Below are 15534 nucleotides of genomic sequence, written 5' to 3' on the forward strand. Positions count from 1 at the left end.
AAAACCAATGTACTATACAGGAAGGCTTAGCCAATGTAAGGATTTTTATACCCTTCAATGGCCTCCACTTCTAAAGCCCAAGTAATTTCCCATGGAGACGGAGGAAACATTTTATTCCAGGCTTCAAACAATTGGCGCTGCGAATCACTTAACCGAAGTTTATAGTGGGATGCCATGAATAAATTAGCACGGGCCACAATTCCTTTGGCATCATCCGCGGGCTCAACAATACGATTTTCTTTTTTTACACCAAAATCACAACCATAGGTTTTGGCTTTTGTTGGGATGAGTCCATAACGATAATTTGAACGAAGTTGATTAATAAGCCCAACGGAAGGCCAAAGATTGTAAAGCTCCGCTTCCATGTGATTAAACTGCTTATCAATTAATTCACAACATTTTCGCCCTTTAAATCGCTTCCCCTGTTTTTCACACAAGGCCTCGCGCCAACAGGGTCGTTGTTGTCCAAAATGCTCCGCAGGCATCATGTGCTCCCACTCTAAGCGGTGAGAGCGCTTTATCGATTGTGCCTCTTCCATACGACATGAGGATAAATCAATTGCTTTTTTAGAATCAAAACGGCAGTGGCAATACAGCGTTATTGGATTCTTCGCAAAAATTGAAGCGGCTATTTTTTTTGCTTGGGGAAAGGTATTTGGGCTTTGGGAAGCTGCAACACTTGTAAAAAATAATAAGCCTAAAAGCCACATTAATTTATTCATTCTTATCATCACAAAATTAAATTTAGGATAGTGCATTTTCCTTGAACTGCTTCATATCAAGGTCATCCCCTAAAGAGGGATAGGCGGGCACTCCAGAGAAAAATCGGTGAATGGCACAAAAGATGTGATCGTGCTCAGAACCATCATACCCTAACCCAACCGAACGAAGCTCAGATAATAAATGAATGCCTTTAGAACCCATATGGTCAATGATTGCCTCATACTACTGACTACTTAACATGACAGATTTTCCATGAAACATCATTTCAGTATTACCGTCATAAATTAAATCTGCGCTTTTAAGTTGCTCAACAAGAAAGGAGGCCTTTGTCCCTAATTGGTTATAGATTGCAGTAATCTGAATCTTACTCAGTTGCTGGCTTGCCGTTATTATTTTTATCATCATTCTCTGCGCTATCTCATAATAGGTGGCGTATAATAGGCGCTGTGTCGATGATTCACAATGCTTTCTTTCTAAAAAATTCCTATTACATCGGTAGGTTTTCATCACCAAAGTGATGACTTTAAATTAAATCATTCCAAAGCATGAGAGTGCATTCATAGGCTTTTTAGTAAGGTGCGATGAATGCTATCATCAATAGGATATCGGTCATGAATCACCCCAAAATGACACTTGTTTCATTACCGATAAGTTGAATCGCCCGATTCATCGACAATTGAAAAATAGATCAACTAGGGATTGAAATGGACGTTTCACACCAAGTTATTGAGTTTGGATTTTCAGTAAGTTTATTAGTCAACGCCTTGTTGTTTATTCCACAAATTGTCTCTTTGCTAAAATGTAAGTCGGCACAAGGGGTATCACTAATTACCTTTGCAGGATTTAATATCATCCAATTGTTTACCGTGCTTCATGGGGTCTTTGCCAAAGACTATATTCTGACAGCCGGTTTTTTCTTAAGTTTTCTCACCTGCGGCATGGTCACTTGGCTTGTTATTTACTACCGCTACATTAAAAAACAAATTCCATTGTAAGAAAAATCAAGTTATCCTAAATACCGTTTTCAGGTGATCAAATTTTGTGCACATGCTACAATAGCCTGTTTTTATAAGTTCAACTATGGAAAAGGAAATAGCACGTATGCAAACCAATCTTATTCTTCTACCCCATGAACCATCGATTGTAATATCTGATATTGTTCAGCGTCTTCACTATATTCATCTAATGCAACAGCTGCTTGAGCGGCTTCTAACAGCATTAGACAGTTTTGAAAATAATCACCTCTCTCGGTTTGATGCCCAAGTTGGTGAAACCTTATGCCAGATTCGCGCTTATAAAATCTATACTCTGAAATCTCACCCCACTTCAGAGTGTCTTAGCCATTTAAAGGACTTGAAACGACAATGTCTCAATACAAAAGAAACCTTGAGTGCTGAAGAAGCACGTTATCAGTATTACATCACGCAAAATAAGACCCTAAGACCACAATCCATCCGCGACCAAATCACTTTAAGTGATTTTTTCAAAGCAATGAATTGCCATTTTTCGATTACAGATGATACCCTGTTTCTTTTTTTATCGCATTTTTTATGTGAATTTCATGTGGTCGATGAGGAACAAATCCCGATGGCCATTGATTATCCAGCCATCGCTCAAAAATTGAACCTATCCCGCAGTTACACCAAGAAATTGGGTCATTATTACCAAAAATTGCTCTCGGAAATGTCGTGTAAATTCATGTTTCAACTCGTTGAGGACTTCCCGGGTAATGAAGAGTTAAAGCACCTTCTCCCTTGGTTGCATAAGCAATCGGATGAAGGACGCATGGTACTTCCCTGCTATACCGTAACAGACATCATTGTCAGTCACATGATTGAAAACCAAGCGTCTATGGTGTTGGTCATCGACATCCAAAACGAGAATAAAAAAGAGCGCTTAACGTTTTCCTTTGAAGGGTCAAAAGACAAGGCTAATTTTGACATATCAAACCAGGTTGATACCAAAAACCCTTGCATGGTGATGTACGGCGGTTGTCATACTACCGATAATTTCTTTAAAAAATCCTTTTTATCAAAACTACTGACCATAGGCGTTAAAGAGGTGCTGTTATCCAATAATGCAGCCCATCCCCAATATTCAGGCGCCACTCTCAAACAGTTTAGAGACAATCCCTTTCAGGTGCTCGTCAATGAGTATCACCATGAGTTTTCTTCGTTTGAAACCTGTCTTGCTCAAAACCTCTCAAATGAGCTGATTAAGAAAAAGGCGTTAGCCAACGCATTGGGTTGCACCGCCGAAAACCAAAGCTTCTTTCTTCTTAAACATATTTTTTGCGACACGTTGGATTCGTATCAAATTGAGGAAATTTCCAATGAAGGAATACCGTTAAAACACCCCATACCGCGAGATGCATTGAAGAAATTGGCCTAGATAAACGTGTGCGCAAGTACACCATTTATTGGCTATTATTAAAATATCAATTATTTATCATCTTCTTAAGCGTAAGGTGACTTTAATAAAGTCAAGGTCAAGAATATGGGGTTAAGCCCACAATTTCAATTAATTGAATCCCTGGTGAAAAGCATGCCAGGCTTTGCTTACCTAATGGATTGCCATGGGTTCTTCAGAGCCTGTAACCCGCTTCAGGCAATTCTTTTTGGCTTGAAAAATCCCACCGACATTGTCGGAAAAACAACAGCCACCCTACCCTCTTTGCTAAACCATCAAGACTTAGTAACGATTATTGATACCAATAACGCTCAAGTATTTCAACTAGGTCATACGTTGCAATTTATCGAGCCGAGTTTAAATTTCACGAAGGAAATCATTCTGGCACCTTATTACAAAATGCCCATCGTGGATGAAAACATGAAAGTAATTGGCTTACTCGCCCTCTCCTTTCATGAGCATACTCAATTTAAGGAAGAACCGCCGCAAACAACAACTCACTCAGCCATTGCCTTAAAGTACATTATTAATAATTTACCCGAACATGTGTATTGGAAAGACAAAGAAGGTCGTTATTTAGGATGCAATCTTTTGCAAGCCACCGATTTAAATTTAAAAAATCCCGAAGAGATTATCGGAAAAACCGATTATGATTTATCACCTAAAGAGAAAGCCGATGCCTTTCGAGAGGTTGACCAAAAAATCATTACCGAAGGCAAAGCCATTGAAACCGAAGAGGTTGTTGAAAAAAATGGCGTCAATGTCGTCGTTCTCTCCAAAAAAATTCCACTATTTAACCATGACCATCAAATTATCGGACTTCTTGGGATTTCCTTTGATATTTCTGAGCGTAAAAAAATGGAGGAAAACTTAAAGCAGTCGCAATCTGCCGCTGAAATTGCCAATCAAGCGAAAACGGAATTCATTCGCAACATGGAGCATCAATTAAGAACCCCTTTTTCAGGTATGTATTCCATTATTGAGTATTTAGCTGAGATTGAAACCAACCCCGAAAAAAAACAATTACTGGATGTCACCTATCAATCCGCTAAGGAGTTTATTGACCTTTTAAATGATATTCTTGATTTTAGCCGCAACCAAGTGGAAAACGAACCCATCCTGGCTAAAAAATTTGATTTAAATCAATCGCTTTCAAAAGTCATTGCGATGGAAAAGCCAGCCGCAACCTTTAAGCAGATTGCTCTAGACTATGTCTTTCCTAATGACATCCCCAAAATTTACATTGGTGACCCAGCAAGAATCAAACGCATTGTGATGAATTTGTTAAACAATGCCATTAAATTCACCGAAAAAGGAGCAGTAAAGCTGGAAGTTAAGGCAGTACGCTTGGATGATAAGCTGGGGCTGATTCAACTCATCGTGTCTGATACCGGAATTGGAATATCGAAAGACAAAGAAGCCTACATTTATGAAAAATTTTATCGCCTCCATCCCGCCAATCAAAATAAATACAAAGGTGCAGGACTGGGCCTTTATGTCGTTAAGGAGATATTGGAAGATTTAGGCGGAGAAATAGAGGTCATGAGCACCCCTGGCAAAGGGTCAGTTTTTATTTGCACCCTTCCATTAAAACGTCCATTAATCGATGAGCTCATAAACCCAGAATAAACTCACTTGCTTAAATTAGAATCTTCAACAACAATAAAAGATATAAAATCAGGAAGTTACTAAAAGGTAATACTCATGGCCGACTCCTTACACGTACTTGTTGTCGAAGACAGTCTTGTTGCCCAAACCGTAGCTAAATTACAACTCACAAAACTTGGGTGCACTGTAGAGCTCGCTGTGGATGGCAAAGACGCCTTGGAAAGAACAAATCAAACCAAATTTGATTTAATCCTGATGGATATTGGATTAGGGGAAGGGCCTGATGGATTTGAAGTCACCATTCAAATAAAAAAAGACAGTATAATGAATCAAACAACGCCTATCATTGCAGTTACTGCTCATGGTGAGCCTGAATTTACTGAAAAAGCTCTAGCCAGTGGCATGGAACGCTACTTTAATAAGCCTTTTACACCACAAGCTGCACAAGAAATCATTGACTATGTGACTAAACAAAGCGATATGGCGAAGCAGAGCTAATCAACATTCCTAGGAATAGTTGGTCTTTAAAAGATCCCCACAAGTTATTCACGGAAAACAAAGTATTTGGAAAGAGGGAGAACGAGTGGCCGCTTAGCATTTCAAGGTGTGTAATTTCGAAATCCACCTTTTTGTAAGTTCTTCCATAGCCCCCCTTTTTGAAGGGGAAAAAATGTAAAATCGATCTTTTATAGACCAAATCATTACGCGACAGCGACTAACTTCCAAAATAATTTGGTATTAAGCCCATTGCATTAACCCCTCTTGAAGACTCCTCTCCTCAATATCTTTTTCAAGAAGAAACTGTTGATGCCATAGGGATTCCAGTTCTTTTCTCTCGAGTTGAACTTTTTCACGAAGCCCAAGGATGACATCCTCACAAGATTCTTGATAAATACGCTTTGTTAGTTCATCGATTAAAGTACTTTTTTCCTGCATTTTAACCTCTAATAACAAGAGTTGTTGGTTGTTATTAGAAGTTTGAACTTCATATTTTTGACTAATTTCACGCTCTTTTTGGCATTGCCACAGCTTATCACGCAACTCCTGTTTATCTTTAAATTCTTGACCCAGATAAAAGTGCTTATAAAATCCTTTAGGCGTTTGCCAATTATTGGTGCGAATAAGTCTGGACAGAATATTGTTTCGGTGTTTAAAGCAACTCACTTTAGGCAAATAAAATTCAACATTTAACAAAGAATATAAGTATTCAGCAGCGACTTGTTTAGGCGATGACAATTGTTTTTGGTTCTCAAAGGTTAAATTAAAAAATGTTCCTAAAATCATTTTTTTTATTTCATCGGGTATTTCTTCTTTTGTTTTTGTAGAAAAGAACTCTTGAATTGATTCAAATTGTTGTATTAATCGTTTAAGCTTTTGGTTATCCACAGAACGGGTTAAGTTTTTAACCATAATAGTATTATTAATAGTAGGATAAAGATCTCTTATATATAATCCCCTCATTTTAAGGGGATCGATTCCCTCATTATTATTAAAATTTGAACAATTGTTGGAACTACTTGAAGGTCTAGGTTGATGTTTAACAGCTGACTCTTTATTTTCATTGTGGATATCTTTTTCTTTTGATGGAACTATGTCGGATTTTGTTTGCGTAGTTTTAATCAAAGCAAGTAGCTTATCAGTGATGTGAATGTAGGTACCCTTTTTAACTTCAAATACTCCCTGCTCTTTAGTCCTACTGTAGAGGGCTTGTCTTCGTACGATAAAACCCTCATCATCTAATTGTTTAAGATATCGTTCTAGAGTGCTTTGAGGAATACTCGTTTCTGAGACGATCTGGGAGTAAGGCTTCATGAACCATTTTTGATTCGAACCTTTTAATTTGTAGGTGCTGTTTTGCCAGCCTAAAAGTATATAGTCAACTAGTTGTGCTTTTCGAGTTGAAGGAATAACACGAATAAGATTTTTAAATCTTGAGTGAAAAATTGAACAAAGATTCCCCATAGATAATATCCTTATCTTATTGTTTTTTGTGGGGAACGAGACTAGAATAGTCAATGAAATACCAAAGAACCATCGCCAGAAATGATGTTCTTAAATACTTAGTCTCGTTCTGGAGCCTAAATGATTATTGGGTTATAGAAAGTCTGCCAACTCTCTATAACCCTTTTTTATTTTCTACTCTATTAAGTTTTCATTTTATTGTATCTCTATATTATTTTATTATTTTTGATATTTTAAATACTCAATACAGAATACTCTTTTTATGCCATTCTGGATCGAAATCTTTTCAAGATCAACAGATTTTTAAAAAAGTAGTTAAAAACAGGATTAGATGAGAAATCAATTGTATTGAGGGGTTTAACAGGTTATTTCAACTTTAATTACCCAACTTTAGATTTTAGGAAATATAAAACATATATCTCAAAAACAAATACTCAATACCGTATTGAGATTGTATTGACTATAAAAATTTATTCATTTAAATTTTAGGGAAATAATAACTGCTACTGGAATATCGTAATGAAAATAAATAAGCCAAAAATTTTAGTTGTAGCAAATAATAAAGGCGGCGTAGGCAAAAGTTTGATTAGCCAATTAATTTCAACTTATATCGCTTTTAAAAAAGAGAAGAAAGTTTTAGTACTCGACTTCGACCCTCAAGGTAATATGTCATATAGATTCCTTAGGGATACAAGAATACGTGATATGTCTAATTATAAGCCGCCATTACATCCTGATTATGATCCAAACGATTCTGATGATGAAGGCTGGGATGGGCGTTCTTCTGCATTACATATGTGGACAGATAAACCTGTTGTGCCCTATCCAACAGACTTAGAAAATTTAGATATTTTACCCAGTGATGCATCATTAATTAAGGATATTGAATCTTTTGAATACAGTGATACTTTAGAAAGCATTGTCCAACGTCCATATGATTTTTTTGCAATGGATGATTTTATAGATTGTGGATATGAGCTTATCATTATTGATACTCCACCCGCCAAAGGACCGTTAACTCAAAGTGCTATTAGAGCGGCTACGCACATTTTAATTCCGTTAGAATTAAGTAATAAATCTCTTCAAGGATTAGCTGGGATGGTGGATTTAGTAAATCGTCAAAACGTGTACAGACCTTCTAATGCTCAAGCTAAAATAATTGGCCTTCTGAAAAACAAAGTTGATTATAATAAAAGAACACCACAAAATAGAATAGTTGACACCATAAAGTCTAATCCAATGTTATCGAAGTTGCTTATAGATGATATTGAAATTCATGACTCTCCAAGAGCCGTTGATATTGATGAAGATCAGGCTCCTATTACAGCTCCTTATACGGAATTAAAGGATAATGATAGATTTGCTATCGAAGCTGTTTCATTAGGTGAATTTGTTTATAAAAAAGTATTGGGAGAAAAAGAGAATGTCAATCAAGAAGAAAATACAAACGAGCTCTCTTACATCTAATAAGATTAATAAACCAGATACAGTTACTCGCGCAGGTATCACTGCTAATTTAAAATTTACCAGGGGGAAACAGCTTGTTGAACATTCTCCTTATGAATTGATACCAGATCCATACAATCCTAGACCAGGAGAAATAATAGATGAATCGTGGTTAAAAGATAAATTGTATATTGGTACGGAGCAATCACGATGTAAAATATCAAAGAAATCAGGTGATTTTGAAATTCCATTATTTTCAGAATTAAATTGCGAAAATAATGAAAGCTTAGAGGATAGTTATAATTTTTTAAGAGATCTTGCATTTTCAATAAGAACTGATGGTTTAATTGAACCAATCGAAATTTTTCTAGCAGATAAAAATAATGATCCAGATTATTTTGTTAATTCTAACTTAGATTATGGTTATGTAATTTTAGAAGGTCATCAGAGAAGACTTGCAGCGATGATGGCTGGTGCGTCAACAGTCACATGTATAGAAATTACTGATGAGAGTATGCTCGTTAAATTAAAGGTAAAACATAGGAAATTGAGACGGCAATTATCCGAAAATAATTTAAGAAAAGGATTAACAGTCTCGCAAAATTTTCTTATTGCTCAAGAGCTTTTATCTCAAACTGATTGTCAGGAACTTACAAATAAAGAAATTTCTCAAATTATTGGTTTAAACGAAGGTATAGTTAGTGCTTTAAGATCCATCTGTACCAATCCTTCGAAGTACCCACCAATTTTTCTCTCTATGATAAAAGAAAATAAAATAACTTTTAAAATGATTAGATTTCTTGTTTCAAAGTCCTATGATGAAATTGAATCAGTATTGAAAGATGAAACTAAATTAAATAAAGCTGAAGCAAAAAAAATTGTTAAACCAAGAGGAAAGAAGGGCGGAGCAATTAAAAAATCAGCAACATTTAAAGTAAAAAATGAAAAAGAATCTCATTCTTTGCAACGTCTTTTACTGACAAGATTCCCTGAAATTGAAAAAATTGAACAGGAAGACTGGAGTTACAAGAGTCTTGAAAGCATTCTTGTCCAAATAAAAGAATTAGCAATTAAAGAAGTAGTATGACCCGGGTCATCACTACTTTAATTCATTGAAAAACAAAGAAATTTTGAAAATTTTGTTTTTTTTGATTGTTTGGAAAGAAAATTATGACAGAGAAAAAAAAGAGTAAAAAACTATTTTTTCAAAAACCTCAAAAAAAGGAAAAATGGTTGGTATGTATTCGATTTCCTAAAGATATTAAAGAAAAATTAAAGAAACAAGCAGACAAAGATTATCAAGGAAGAGGAAAACAATCATTATTAATTGAAGATGCTGTTAAATATTATCTATATACAATTTCTGAAATAAAATGGGCTGAATTTGAAAAAGATCCTGACTATACAGAGCTAATAGATGATATATACGAAGGATTGAATCAAGCACCATTAGAAGGAGCCACACAGGTTTTTTTTACAGATGAAACAAAAAATAAAATTTTAGATATTGAGAAAAAGATCAAATTAACAAAGCCATTAATGAAGGATGTTAGAACGGGATTAATTAGGAAAGCTGTTTCTATTCGACTCAGTCTGGGCGATAAAGCTTTTTTTGATTCGATTATGAGTATGGGGAATAATGTGTAGAAATATTAGGATGCTAATTAACCAAATATGCTTAACTAGTATTCAAGTTTTAATGAATACTAGCGGGGTAATATTTATAATTAAGATTAAAAATTTCTAAAGGGCAGGCAAATATTATCAATTACCAAGGGTAGCAATTTGGGATTAATAGTATTGGTACTCAAAATTGAGTCATAGAAAAGTTTCAAAGTGGAGGCTCGAAATAAATCATCCATTATTTTTCTTATTCTTTTTGAATTACTTAATATATTTCTTGGAAAATCGAAGTAATGAAAATCCGCAGCTAAGCCGAAGTAATCAGAAGCACCAAGAATTTTTCTTCCAAAACTTATGCCATTACAAATATTAAATTCACCACGAATACCAGCTGTATCCTTTTCCTTATTCGTTATGGATTGAACATCATTCCATCTAAGAATAACATTTTTACTTTTGCTCAAAGAAATTTTTTCTAAACCCACTCTTATCAAAGAGCAGTCCTTATTAAGCCCGTTATTAATATATAAATCCATCCATTCTGAGTGTGTTACAAATGCAAGTTTGTAACTGTTGTATTGGTACATGTAGGAGATATAACCACATTCAAATTCATTATTTAACTCGTTGAAAGTATTTTCAAAGATTTTAAGAACATCAGATGCATGAGAAAACATAATTAATCCATAAATTCAATTAATTTTTCATTAAGCTTCTTTATGCATTCGGGAACCCGCAAAAGTTTTCTTGTTGAATAATCCATAAACAAAATTTTTTCTTTAACTAAAGCAACAGGTTTATTATCATTTTTTGATATATTGTATAAAAATATACATGAGGCTTTTTCAATTTGTAAGCTTATTGAAATATGAAGGAGATCATTAAAAAAGGCTTCTCCTTTGTATTCAACATGTAATTCTTTTGCAATAACACCTGCGCCATCAAGATTTGCTTCATTTAGAGAATGAGTATCGAAATACATCAATCGTGCTTGATGAGTGATTTTAACTAGTTCAGCATGTCCTAAATGACCACCATAATTAATATCATAAATACGAACTGGCAAGTCTAGTTTGAAAGAAGGGGGGTTGTTTTCAATTTTTTCCATTATGGTTTCCTTACTTATCGCTAAATTTTTCATTTTTCCTGTGCCAAACAATTTGGGCAAGCGAAATTATTTCTTTATCAAGGAGATAACAATTTTCTGAGGTTGTATCCATATTTATACATACGAGATTAAACAAATTGGGTTTAGTTCCGCGATTAACTCTTCTAATGAAAAACTCATTATTATGTAATTCAACGATACATAGGCTCCCTATATATCTATAGGCATATCTACCAGGAATTAAGTTGCCTCCCACATAGTCACCTATATTAAATATAGGCTCCATTGTATCATCAGATATCACAATAATCATTGGGTTCGGATTTATTTGTTCAAAAAAATCTACTTCTTTTAAAATTATTTCATCTTCTGTTAAATCAGGATCAAATTCAGAATTTAGTTTTCTAAATAAAGTGGTAGAAGTACTTTCAATCAGTCGAGGTGCAAGGCCAATACCACGAATAAACCAATCAGGAGTTGTCGCTAAGCCTGCCTTATAAAGAGCTTCAACAAATCTATTTATTCCTTTCGTAGATATTTCATATTTTCCACTTTCCCATGCTTGTAAAGTTGCAGCTGGTATCCCAAATTTTTCTTCGAATGCTTTACGGGAAAATCCTAATTGCATTCGTGCACTTTTAATCCGTTCGCCTGTAGTAACTATTTTCTCTGCCAATTTTGTAATCCAAAAAATTCAAAGTTTCATTATTAAAGAAATCTAATAAAAAATATTAAAAAAAGATAGTTTTATTTAGTTGAATACTAATTTTTAATATTTTATAATCGTTGAAATATTAATATTTAATATTTTTGTGAATTGATATGACGGTTCTTCGCATTAATAAAAAACAAAAAAATTTTTTGATTCTCGATAAGACTTGCTTGAATGATGAATCTTTATCATGGGGTGCTAAAGGTCTACATGCCTATTTGATCTCATTACCTGATAATTGGAATGTACGCGTCTCTGATTTAAAGGATAGATCGAGAAATGGTAGAGATGCAGTTCGTGGATTACTATGTGAATTAGAACAAGCCGGTTATATTCAAAAAGCTACATGTCGAGATGAGACAAATGGTCGTTTTGGTGGTATTGAGTATCTTGTGTTAGAAATTCCAGAGACTGAAAAGCCGTTCTCGGTAAAAAATGAACAAAAAACACCGAGCCCTGAAAACCCGTCTCTGGTGAATCCGGAGACTGGAAATCCGCTTCCGGTAAATCCGACGCTAATAAATATTAATGGAATAAATAATAATAAATTAAATAATAAAACAGCAGCAGCGAATAGCACTGCTCCATTCGAAGTACTGAATTCCCAAATACAATCTGAAAAAGCTGCTGCTGTTGATGTTTCTCAACTGGTTCATCATCAAGCAAGGTCAATTAAAAAGGCAGAGCAGGGGTATCATCCCATTGATCTCTTGTCTCAAGAGAATTCCCTCATTGGTTCACAATTAACTAATCCTCAGAAACAGAGAGTCAGCAATCTGGTGGAAAGTCTGAATGTTTCTCAAAAGGAAATCTTAATCCATGAAATAGAGTTTTGTTTACTTAATCCTAAACACTTTACTGCCTGCGGAAAGGACTTTAGTCGGAAACTCAATGCAATTCGTGGGGTGATTTTGCGTGGTGATTGGCAAACGCCTGCTGGCATGATTCAGGAACTGACTGCGGTACGAAATTCAAATGATTTAGCAGTTAGACAACTTGAAAAAGAACTCAGGGAAATTCAGGCCGAGGCTGTTCATTTTAAAAAGTTACTTGCTACAGCCAAAGAACATACACGCGCTCATTTTGAGGCGATTATTAATCAGGCGCAAAACAAAATTCATGATCTTGAGGGGAGAATAAGAACCGTTTTATCTCAGCCACAAGAAGTATCGTGTTAATCAGTAAAATGCGTGAACCGTTTGTGAACCAATAAGGAATAAGAATGAATAGTAATGTGATATCAAAATCCCTACTTGTAGGCTCTATTGCAGTTTTAACTGGCTGTGCTGCAACTCAAACAGCCATAGAACATGGATCGTTGCAAGTCAGCACCAAACAAAGTGAAACCATCTTTTTAGATCCAGTCTCAAACGCAAAGAAAACCGTTTATGTTTCAGTAAAAAACACTTCTGATGAAGATGTAGATATAGCCCCGCAATTAAAAGCGGCCTTAAGTTCGCATGGCTATAAGGTAATTAATAACCCAAACTCAGCGCACTATCTGTTACAAGCCAACGTACTCAAGGTAGGTAAAATGAGTATTGCTGCAAGTCAATCGGCATTAGGTGGCGGTTACGGTTCAGCGATTGCGGGTGCGGTAGCAGGAACTGCTGCTGGAAGCTTCACCAAATCAGGTACCGGCATGATTGCAGGGGGTCTTGCTGGTGGGGTGATTGGGTTGGCAGCGGATTCATTAGTCAAAGATGTGAATTACACCATGATTACTGATGTCCAAATTAGCGAGAGAGTAGATAAGGGCATTAAAGTCAATGAGCAGTTCCAATCCCATTTGAAAAACGGCGAAGCCACAGTTACTTCTCAAACGTCATTACGCGACAGCCAATATCAACGCTATAGAACCCGTGTGGTATCCAACGCAGACAAAGTCAATTTAAAGTTTCAAGATGCTCGTACTGCATTAGAACAAGGATTAGTTAAAGTGCTTTCAGGAATCTTCTAATGAGCCACACAACCTAAAAAAACGATGATGTGATTTGTTAAATAGAACACCGTTATTTGTGATTAAAAATTAGGCGATTAAAGCGCTTAAGGGATTTTTGCACCTTAAAAATGGAGAAAACAATGAAAAAAGGCAGAAAGATAGTCAATTTGATGCAAAAAGGAGGATCAGGGTTCATGTTTGTTCTGCTGGCACTGCTTTCAAAAAGTGTTTTTGCGAATGATTTATTGGCTCGCGCTTTAGAAGGCGATGTCAAAGATTCATTAGGAAGCGGTTCCATGTTTTGGAAAGTCTTTATTTTGGTGGACATTATTCTGGCCACCGCAATGGCCGTGAAAAGCAAAAATCCCATGGTGTTTGTTGGTGTGACGGCGGTTGCTTTTATTCCTGCCTTTTTACTTAAAACCTTTGTTTTTTGAAGGAGGGTTGATGATGAGCACCATGAATTATCAATTCCTAAACCATATTGATGCGCCCAAAAGGGTCTTAACGTTAACCATGGATGAGCTGGTGGTGGCAGGACTTGGTTTTATGTTGCTCATCATCTCCAATCAAAAAATTTTGGTATCGATGTTTGGATTGGGGTTGTTAAGTGGATTGCGGTATTTGAAGAAAGGGGAGGGTCCAAAAGCCCTTTTAGTGCTGGCGTATTGGTATTTACCCAGTTTTATCACCCAGTTTTTCTTACCCAAACTACCGTTATCACACCACCGTGTATACGTGGCTTAAGGAGAGAACATGGATTTTAAAAGTTATCAAAGCCGCTTAAGCCAATTATCGGCACGGTTTAATTTGATGGTGGTTTTAGTATTTGGCCTTTTGGTGTCTAACGTCTTGTTGTCTTGCTTTTTGTTTAAAGCATGGAATCACCATACCATCGAGGTAACGCCCTTTAGTGGCGAGCCTTTCTATTTGAAATCAGCGTCCAGTGTTGATGGCCATTACTTGAGCCTTATGGCAGAAAATTTTGTTAATGAACGTTTAAACGTCACACCCGAAACAGTGGATGCCAACCATCAGCGCCTGCTGTCTTATGTTGGGCATCAAAACTATACCTCGATGCTACGTTTTCTAACCAATGAGGCTAAGGTCATCAAAGCTAAAAAAATGTCGTCCATTTTTTATATCGACAAAAATAAAGCCAACCCACATGAACTGACCGTTGTTGTTTCCGGCACTTTGAAGCGGTTTGTAGGGCTTCAAGCATTAAATGATGAGCGTAAGACTTATTTTTTGCAGTTCCAATATAAAGATAGCCGTCTGTCCATAGTTCAGTTTTCGCTTTTAAGGGAGAAACAAGATGCGTAAACCATTAAGTATCGCGCTGGCGTTACTATCAACGCTTGCAATGGGTGCTACCAGCATCCCAGTGAAAGACAACAGTGATATTGCGTTAACTCTAAGTCAGGGTAATTACAACCGTCTGGTGGTCAAAAACGACAAAATCATGGAAGCGGTGTTTCCTCCCAACTCTATGGCCATTAAACGTGATGAGCAGGACGGCTCAGTTTATGTGATGTTGGCGGCTAGCAATCCTTTTACGTTGTTTTTAACCACGGAAACAGGCCGTCATTTTTCAGTAACGTTAAATGGCGAAGAGTCCTTAGGCAAGACTATTGAGTTGGTTCCTTCGCAGCCTGTTGGTACAAAAACAGTAGCTAATACCACAAAAATAAATCCCAAAACAATCACACAAGAAGCAGTTCCAGAAGCCATTCTTGCCATGCTAACACATATGGAGCAACAAAAACCTTTTGCTGATGTGAGCGTAAAACGCCAATTTGGCAAAGTCGAACGTTGGTCAAAAGGATTAACGCTTTTACCCAAAGAGTCTTGGGACGGCAAGCTGTTAAAGGGCGAAACCATCGAACTGTACAATGGTGGTAAAGAACCCCTGGAATTGGCGCAAGAGTGGTTTGCCAAAGAAGGGACATTAGCCATTAAATTCTCCAAACCATCCTTAGCCCCTGGTGAAAAAGCCAT

The 15534-nt window shown here is 36.2% G+C and carries 20 protein-coding genes; 13 read left to right on the forward strand and 7 right to left on the reverse strand.

What is annotated here, in order from left to right:
- Positions 1–26: 26 nt before the first annotated feature.
- From Lbru_RS08455 to Lbru_RS08465, 3 genes are read right to left on the reverse strand one after another with little or no spacing between them, the layout of a single operon-like run.
- The gene (locus Lbru_RS08455; RefSeq protein ID WP_058441783.1) at positions 27–722 is read right to left on the reverse strand and encodes an endonuclease; all 696 of its coding nucleotides are present in this window, start codon (positions 720–722) and stop codon (positions 27–29) included.
- Positions 723–744: 22 nt separating this feature from the next.
- Entirely contained in the window at positions 745–924 is a 180-nt protein-coding gene (locus Lbru_RS17785) for a hypothetical protein (protein WP_058441765.1), read from the reverse strand.
- Between the two features lie 21 nt (positions 925–945).
- Complete coding sequence (locus Lbru_RS08465; protein ID WP_058441766.1) at positions 946–1128, reverse strand: hypothetical protein; 183 nt, start codon at positions 1126–1128, stop codon at positions 946–948.
- A 299-nt stretch (positions 1129–1427) separates the two neighbouring features.
- Between Lbru_RS08465 and Lbru_RS08470 the strand changes: the two genes are divergently transcribed.
- From Lbru_RS08470 to Lbru_RS08485, 4 genes are all read left to right on the forward strand, one after another.
- Positions 1428–1718: a PQ-loop domain-containing transporter gene (locus Lbru_RS08470; RefSeq protein ID WP_058441767.1), complete on the forward strand. Its 291-nt coding sequence runs from the start codon at positions 1428–1430 to the stop codon at positions 1716–1718.
- 85 nt (positions 1719–1803) lie between these two features.
- Positions 1804–3114, forward strand: coding sequence for a hypothetical protein (locus tag Lbru_RS08475; RefSeq protein ID WP_131793626.1), 1311 nt, complete (start codon positions 1804–1806; stop codon positions 3112–3114).
- A gap of 105 nt (positions 3115–3219) precedes the next feature.
- Positions 3220–4761, forward strand: coding sequence for a PAS domain-containing sensor histidine kinase (locus Lbru_RS08480; RefSeq protein ID WP_058441769.1), 1542 nt, complete (start codon positions 3220–3222; stop codon positions 4759–4761).
- Positions 4762–4836: 75 nt separating this feature from the next.
- Positions 4837–5238, forward strand: a complete 402-nt coding sequence (locus Lbru_RS08485) for a response regulator (RefSeq protein WP_058441770.1) — start codon at positions 4837–4839, stop codon at positions 5236–5238.
- A gap of 240 nt (positions 5239–5478) precedes the next feature.
- Here Lbru_RS08485 and Lbru_RS08490 read toward each other — a convergent pair whose 3' ends face one another.
- The gene (locus tag Lbru_RS08490) at positions 5479–6702 is read right to left on the reverse strand and encodes a hypothetical protein (RefSeq protein WP_058441771.1); all 1224 of its coding nucleotides are present in this window, start codon (positions 6700–6702) and stop codon (positions 5479–5481) included.
- Between the two features lie 519 nt (positions 6703–7221).
- Between Lbru_RS08490 and Lbru_RS08495 the strand changes: the two genes are divergently transcribed.
- The 3 genes from Lbru_RS08495 (at position 7222) to Lbru_RS08505 (ending at position 9795) form a co-directional block, all read left to right on the forward strand.
- Positions 7222–8169, forward strand: a complete 948-nt coding sequence (locus tag Lbru_RS08495) for a ParA family protein (protein WP_058441772.1) — start codon at positions 7222–7224, stop codon at positions 8167–8169.
- Entirely contained in the window at positions 8126–9235 is a 1110-nt protein-coding gene (locus tag Lbru_RS08500; protein WP_058441773.1) for a ParB/RepB/Spo0J family partition protein, read from the forward strand. The genes Lbru_RS08495 and Lbru_RS08500 overlap by 44 nt, the downstream gene beginning before the upstream one ends.
- Positions 9236–9318: 83 nt before the next feature.
- Positions 9319–9795, forward strand: coding sequence for a hypothetical protein (locus Lbru_RS08505; RefSeq protein WP_058441774.1), 477 nt, complete (start codon positions 9319–9321; stop codon positions 9793–9795).
- Between the two features lie 86 nt (positions 9796–9881).
- On the opposite strand, the gene Lbru_RS08510 is transcribed toward Lbru_RS08505, so the two are convergent.
- The 3 genes from Lbru_RS08510 to Lbru_RS08520 are packed head-to-tail and all read right to left on the reverse strand — an operon-like array spanning position 9882 to position 11555.
- Complete coding sequence (locus Lbru_RS08510) at positions 9882–10448, reverse strand: hypothetical protein (RefSeq protein WP_058441775.1); 567 nt, start codon at positions 10446–10448, stop codon at positions 9882–9884.
- 2 nt (positions 10449–10450) lie between these two features.
- The gene (locus Lbru_RS08515) at positions 10451–10879 is read right to left on the reverse strand and encodes an acyl-CoA thioesterase (protein WP_065235449.1); all 429 of its coding nucleotides are present in this window, start codon (positions 10877–10879) and stop codon (positions 10451–10453) included.
- A gap of 10 nt (positions 10880–10889) precedes the next feature.
- The gene (locus Lbru_RS08520; RefSeq protein ID WP_058441777.1) at positions 10890–11555 is read right to left on the reverse strand and encodes a helix-turn-helix transcriptional regulator; all 666 of its coding nucleotides are present in this window, start codon (positions 11553–11555) and stop codon (positions 10890–10892) included.
- 146 nt (positions 11556–11701) lie between these two features.
- Here Lbru_RS08520 and Lbru_RS08525 point away from each other — a divergent pair, with 146 nt between their 5' ends.
- From Lbru_RS08525 to traK, 6 genes are all read left to right on the forward strand, one after another.
- Positions 11702–12769: a hypothetical protein gene (locus Lbru_RS08525; RefSeq protein WP_058441778.1), complete on the forward strand. Its 1068-nt coding sequence runs from the start codon at positions 11702–11704 to the stop codon at positions 12767–12769.
- A gap of 44 nt (positions 12770–12813) precedes the next feature.
- Positions 12814–13551 carry a complement resistance protein TraT gene (locus Lbru_RS08530; protein WP_058441779.1) on the forward strand — a complete coding sequence of 246 codons (738 nt, stop codon included), beginning with the start codon at positions 12814–12816 and terminating at the stop codon, positions 13549–13551.
- Positions 13552–13673: 122 nt separating this feature from the next.
- Positions 13674–13970: a hypothetical protein gene (locus tag Lbru_RS08535; protein ID WP_058441780.1), complete on the forward strand. Its 297-nt coding sequence runs from the start codon at positions 13674–13676 to the stop codon at positions 13968–13970.
- Positions 13971–13980: 10 nt separating this feature from the next.
- Positions 13981–14280: a type IV conjugative transfer system protein TraL gene (gene traL / locus Lbru_RS08540; protein ID WP_238583857.1), complete on the forward strand. Its 300-nt coding sequence runs from the start codon at positions 13981–13983 to the stop codon at positions 14278–14280.
- A 9-nt stretch (positions 14281–14289) separates the two neighbouring features.
- Positions 14290–14859, forward strand: coding sequence for a type IV conjugative transfer system protein TraE (gene traE / locus Lbru_RS08545; RefSeq protein WP_058441781.1), 570 nt, complete (start codon positions 14290–14292; stop codon positions 14857–14859).
- Positions 14852–15534 (forward strand): type-F conjugative transfer system secretin TraK (gene traK / locus Lbru_RS08550; RefSeq protein ID WP_058441782.1); only part of this gene is annotated, 683 nt, incomplete at its 3' end. The genes traE and traK, both read left to right, overlap by 8 nt.

Origin of the sequence: Legionella brunensis, assembly GCF_001467025.1 — a bacterium.
GTDB lineage: Bacteria > Pseudomonadota > Gammaproteobacteria > Legionellales > Legionellaceae > Tatlockia > Tatlockia brunensis.

Coding starts and splice junctions, on each gene's coding strand:
- Lbru_RS08455 (WP_058441783.1), bottom strand. CDS start 722: ATGAATAAATTAATGTGGCTTTTAGGCTTATTATTTTTTACAAGTGTT.
- Lbru_RS17785 (WP_058441765.1), bottom strand. CDS start 924: ATGGGTTCTAAAGGCATTCATTTATTATCTGAGCTTCGTTCGGTTGGG.
- Lbru_RS08465 (WP_058441766.1), bottom strand. CDS start 1,128: ATGATGATAAAAATAATAACGGCAAGCCAGCAACTGAGTAAGATTCAG.
- Lbru_RS08470 (WP_058441767.1), top strand. CDS start 1,428: ATGGACGTTTCACACCAAGTTATTGAGTTTGGATTTTCAGTAAGTTTA.
- Lbru_RS08475 (WP_131793626.1), top strand. CDS start 1,804: ATGGAAAAGGAAATAGCACGTATGCAAACCAATCTTATTCTTCTACCC.
- Lbru_RS08480 (WP_058441769.1), top strand. CDS start 3,220: ATGGGGTTAAGCCCACAATTTCAATTAATTGAATCCCTGGTGAAAAGC.
- Lbru_RS08485 (WP_058441770.1), top strand. CDS start 4,837: ATGGCCGACTCCTTACACGTACTTGTTGTCGAAGACAGTCTTGTTGCC.
- Lbru_RS08490 (WP_058441771.1), bottom strand. CDS start 6,702: ATGGGGAATCTTTGTTCAATTTTTCACTCAAGATTTAAAAATCTTATT.
- Lbru_RS08495 (WP_058441772.1), top strand. CDS start 7,222: ATGAAAATAAATAAGCCAAAAATTTTAGTTGTAGCAAATAATAAAGGC.
- Lbru_RS08500 (WP_058441773.1), top strand. CDS start 8,126: ATGTCAATCAAGAAGAAAATACAAACGAGCTCTCTTACATCTAATAAG.
- Lbru_RS08505 (WP_058441774.1), top strand. CDS start 9,319: ATGACAGAGAAAAAAAAGAGTAAAAAACTATTTTTTCAAAAACCTCAA.
- Lbru_RS08510 (WP_058441775.1), bottom strand. CDS start 10,448: ATGTTTTCTCATGCATCTGATGTTCTTAAAATCTTTGAAAATACTTTC.
- Lbru_RS08515 (WP_065235449.1), bottom strand. CDS start 10,879: ATGGAAAAAATTGAAAACAACCCCCCTTCTTTCAAACTAGACTTGCCA.
- Lbru_RS08525 (WP_058441778.1), top strand. CDS start 11,702: ATGACGGTTCTTCGCATTAATAAAAAACAAAAAAATTTTTTGATTCTC.
- Lbru_RS08530 (WP_058441779.1), top strand. CDS start 12,814: ATGAATAGTAATGTGATATCAAAATCCCTACTTGTAGGCTCTATTGCA.
- Lbru_RS08535 (WP_058441780.1), top strand. CDS start 13,674: ATGAAAAAAGGCAGAAAGATAGTCAATTTGATGCAAAAAGGAGGATCA.
- traL (WP_238583857.1), top strand. CDS start 13,981: ATGATGAGCACCATGAATTATCAATTCCTAAACCATATTGATGCGCCC.
- traE (WP_058441781.1), top strand. CDS start 14,290: ATGGATTTTAAAAGTTATCAAAGCCGCTTAAGCCAATTATCGGCACGG.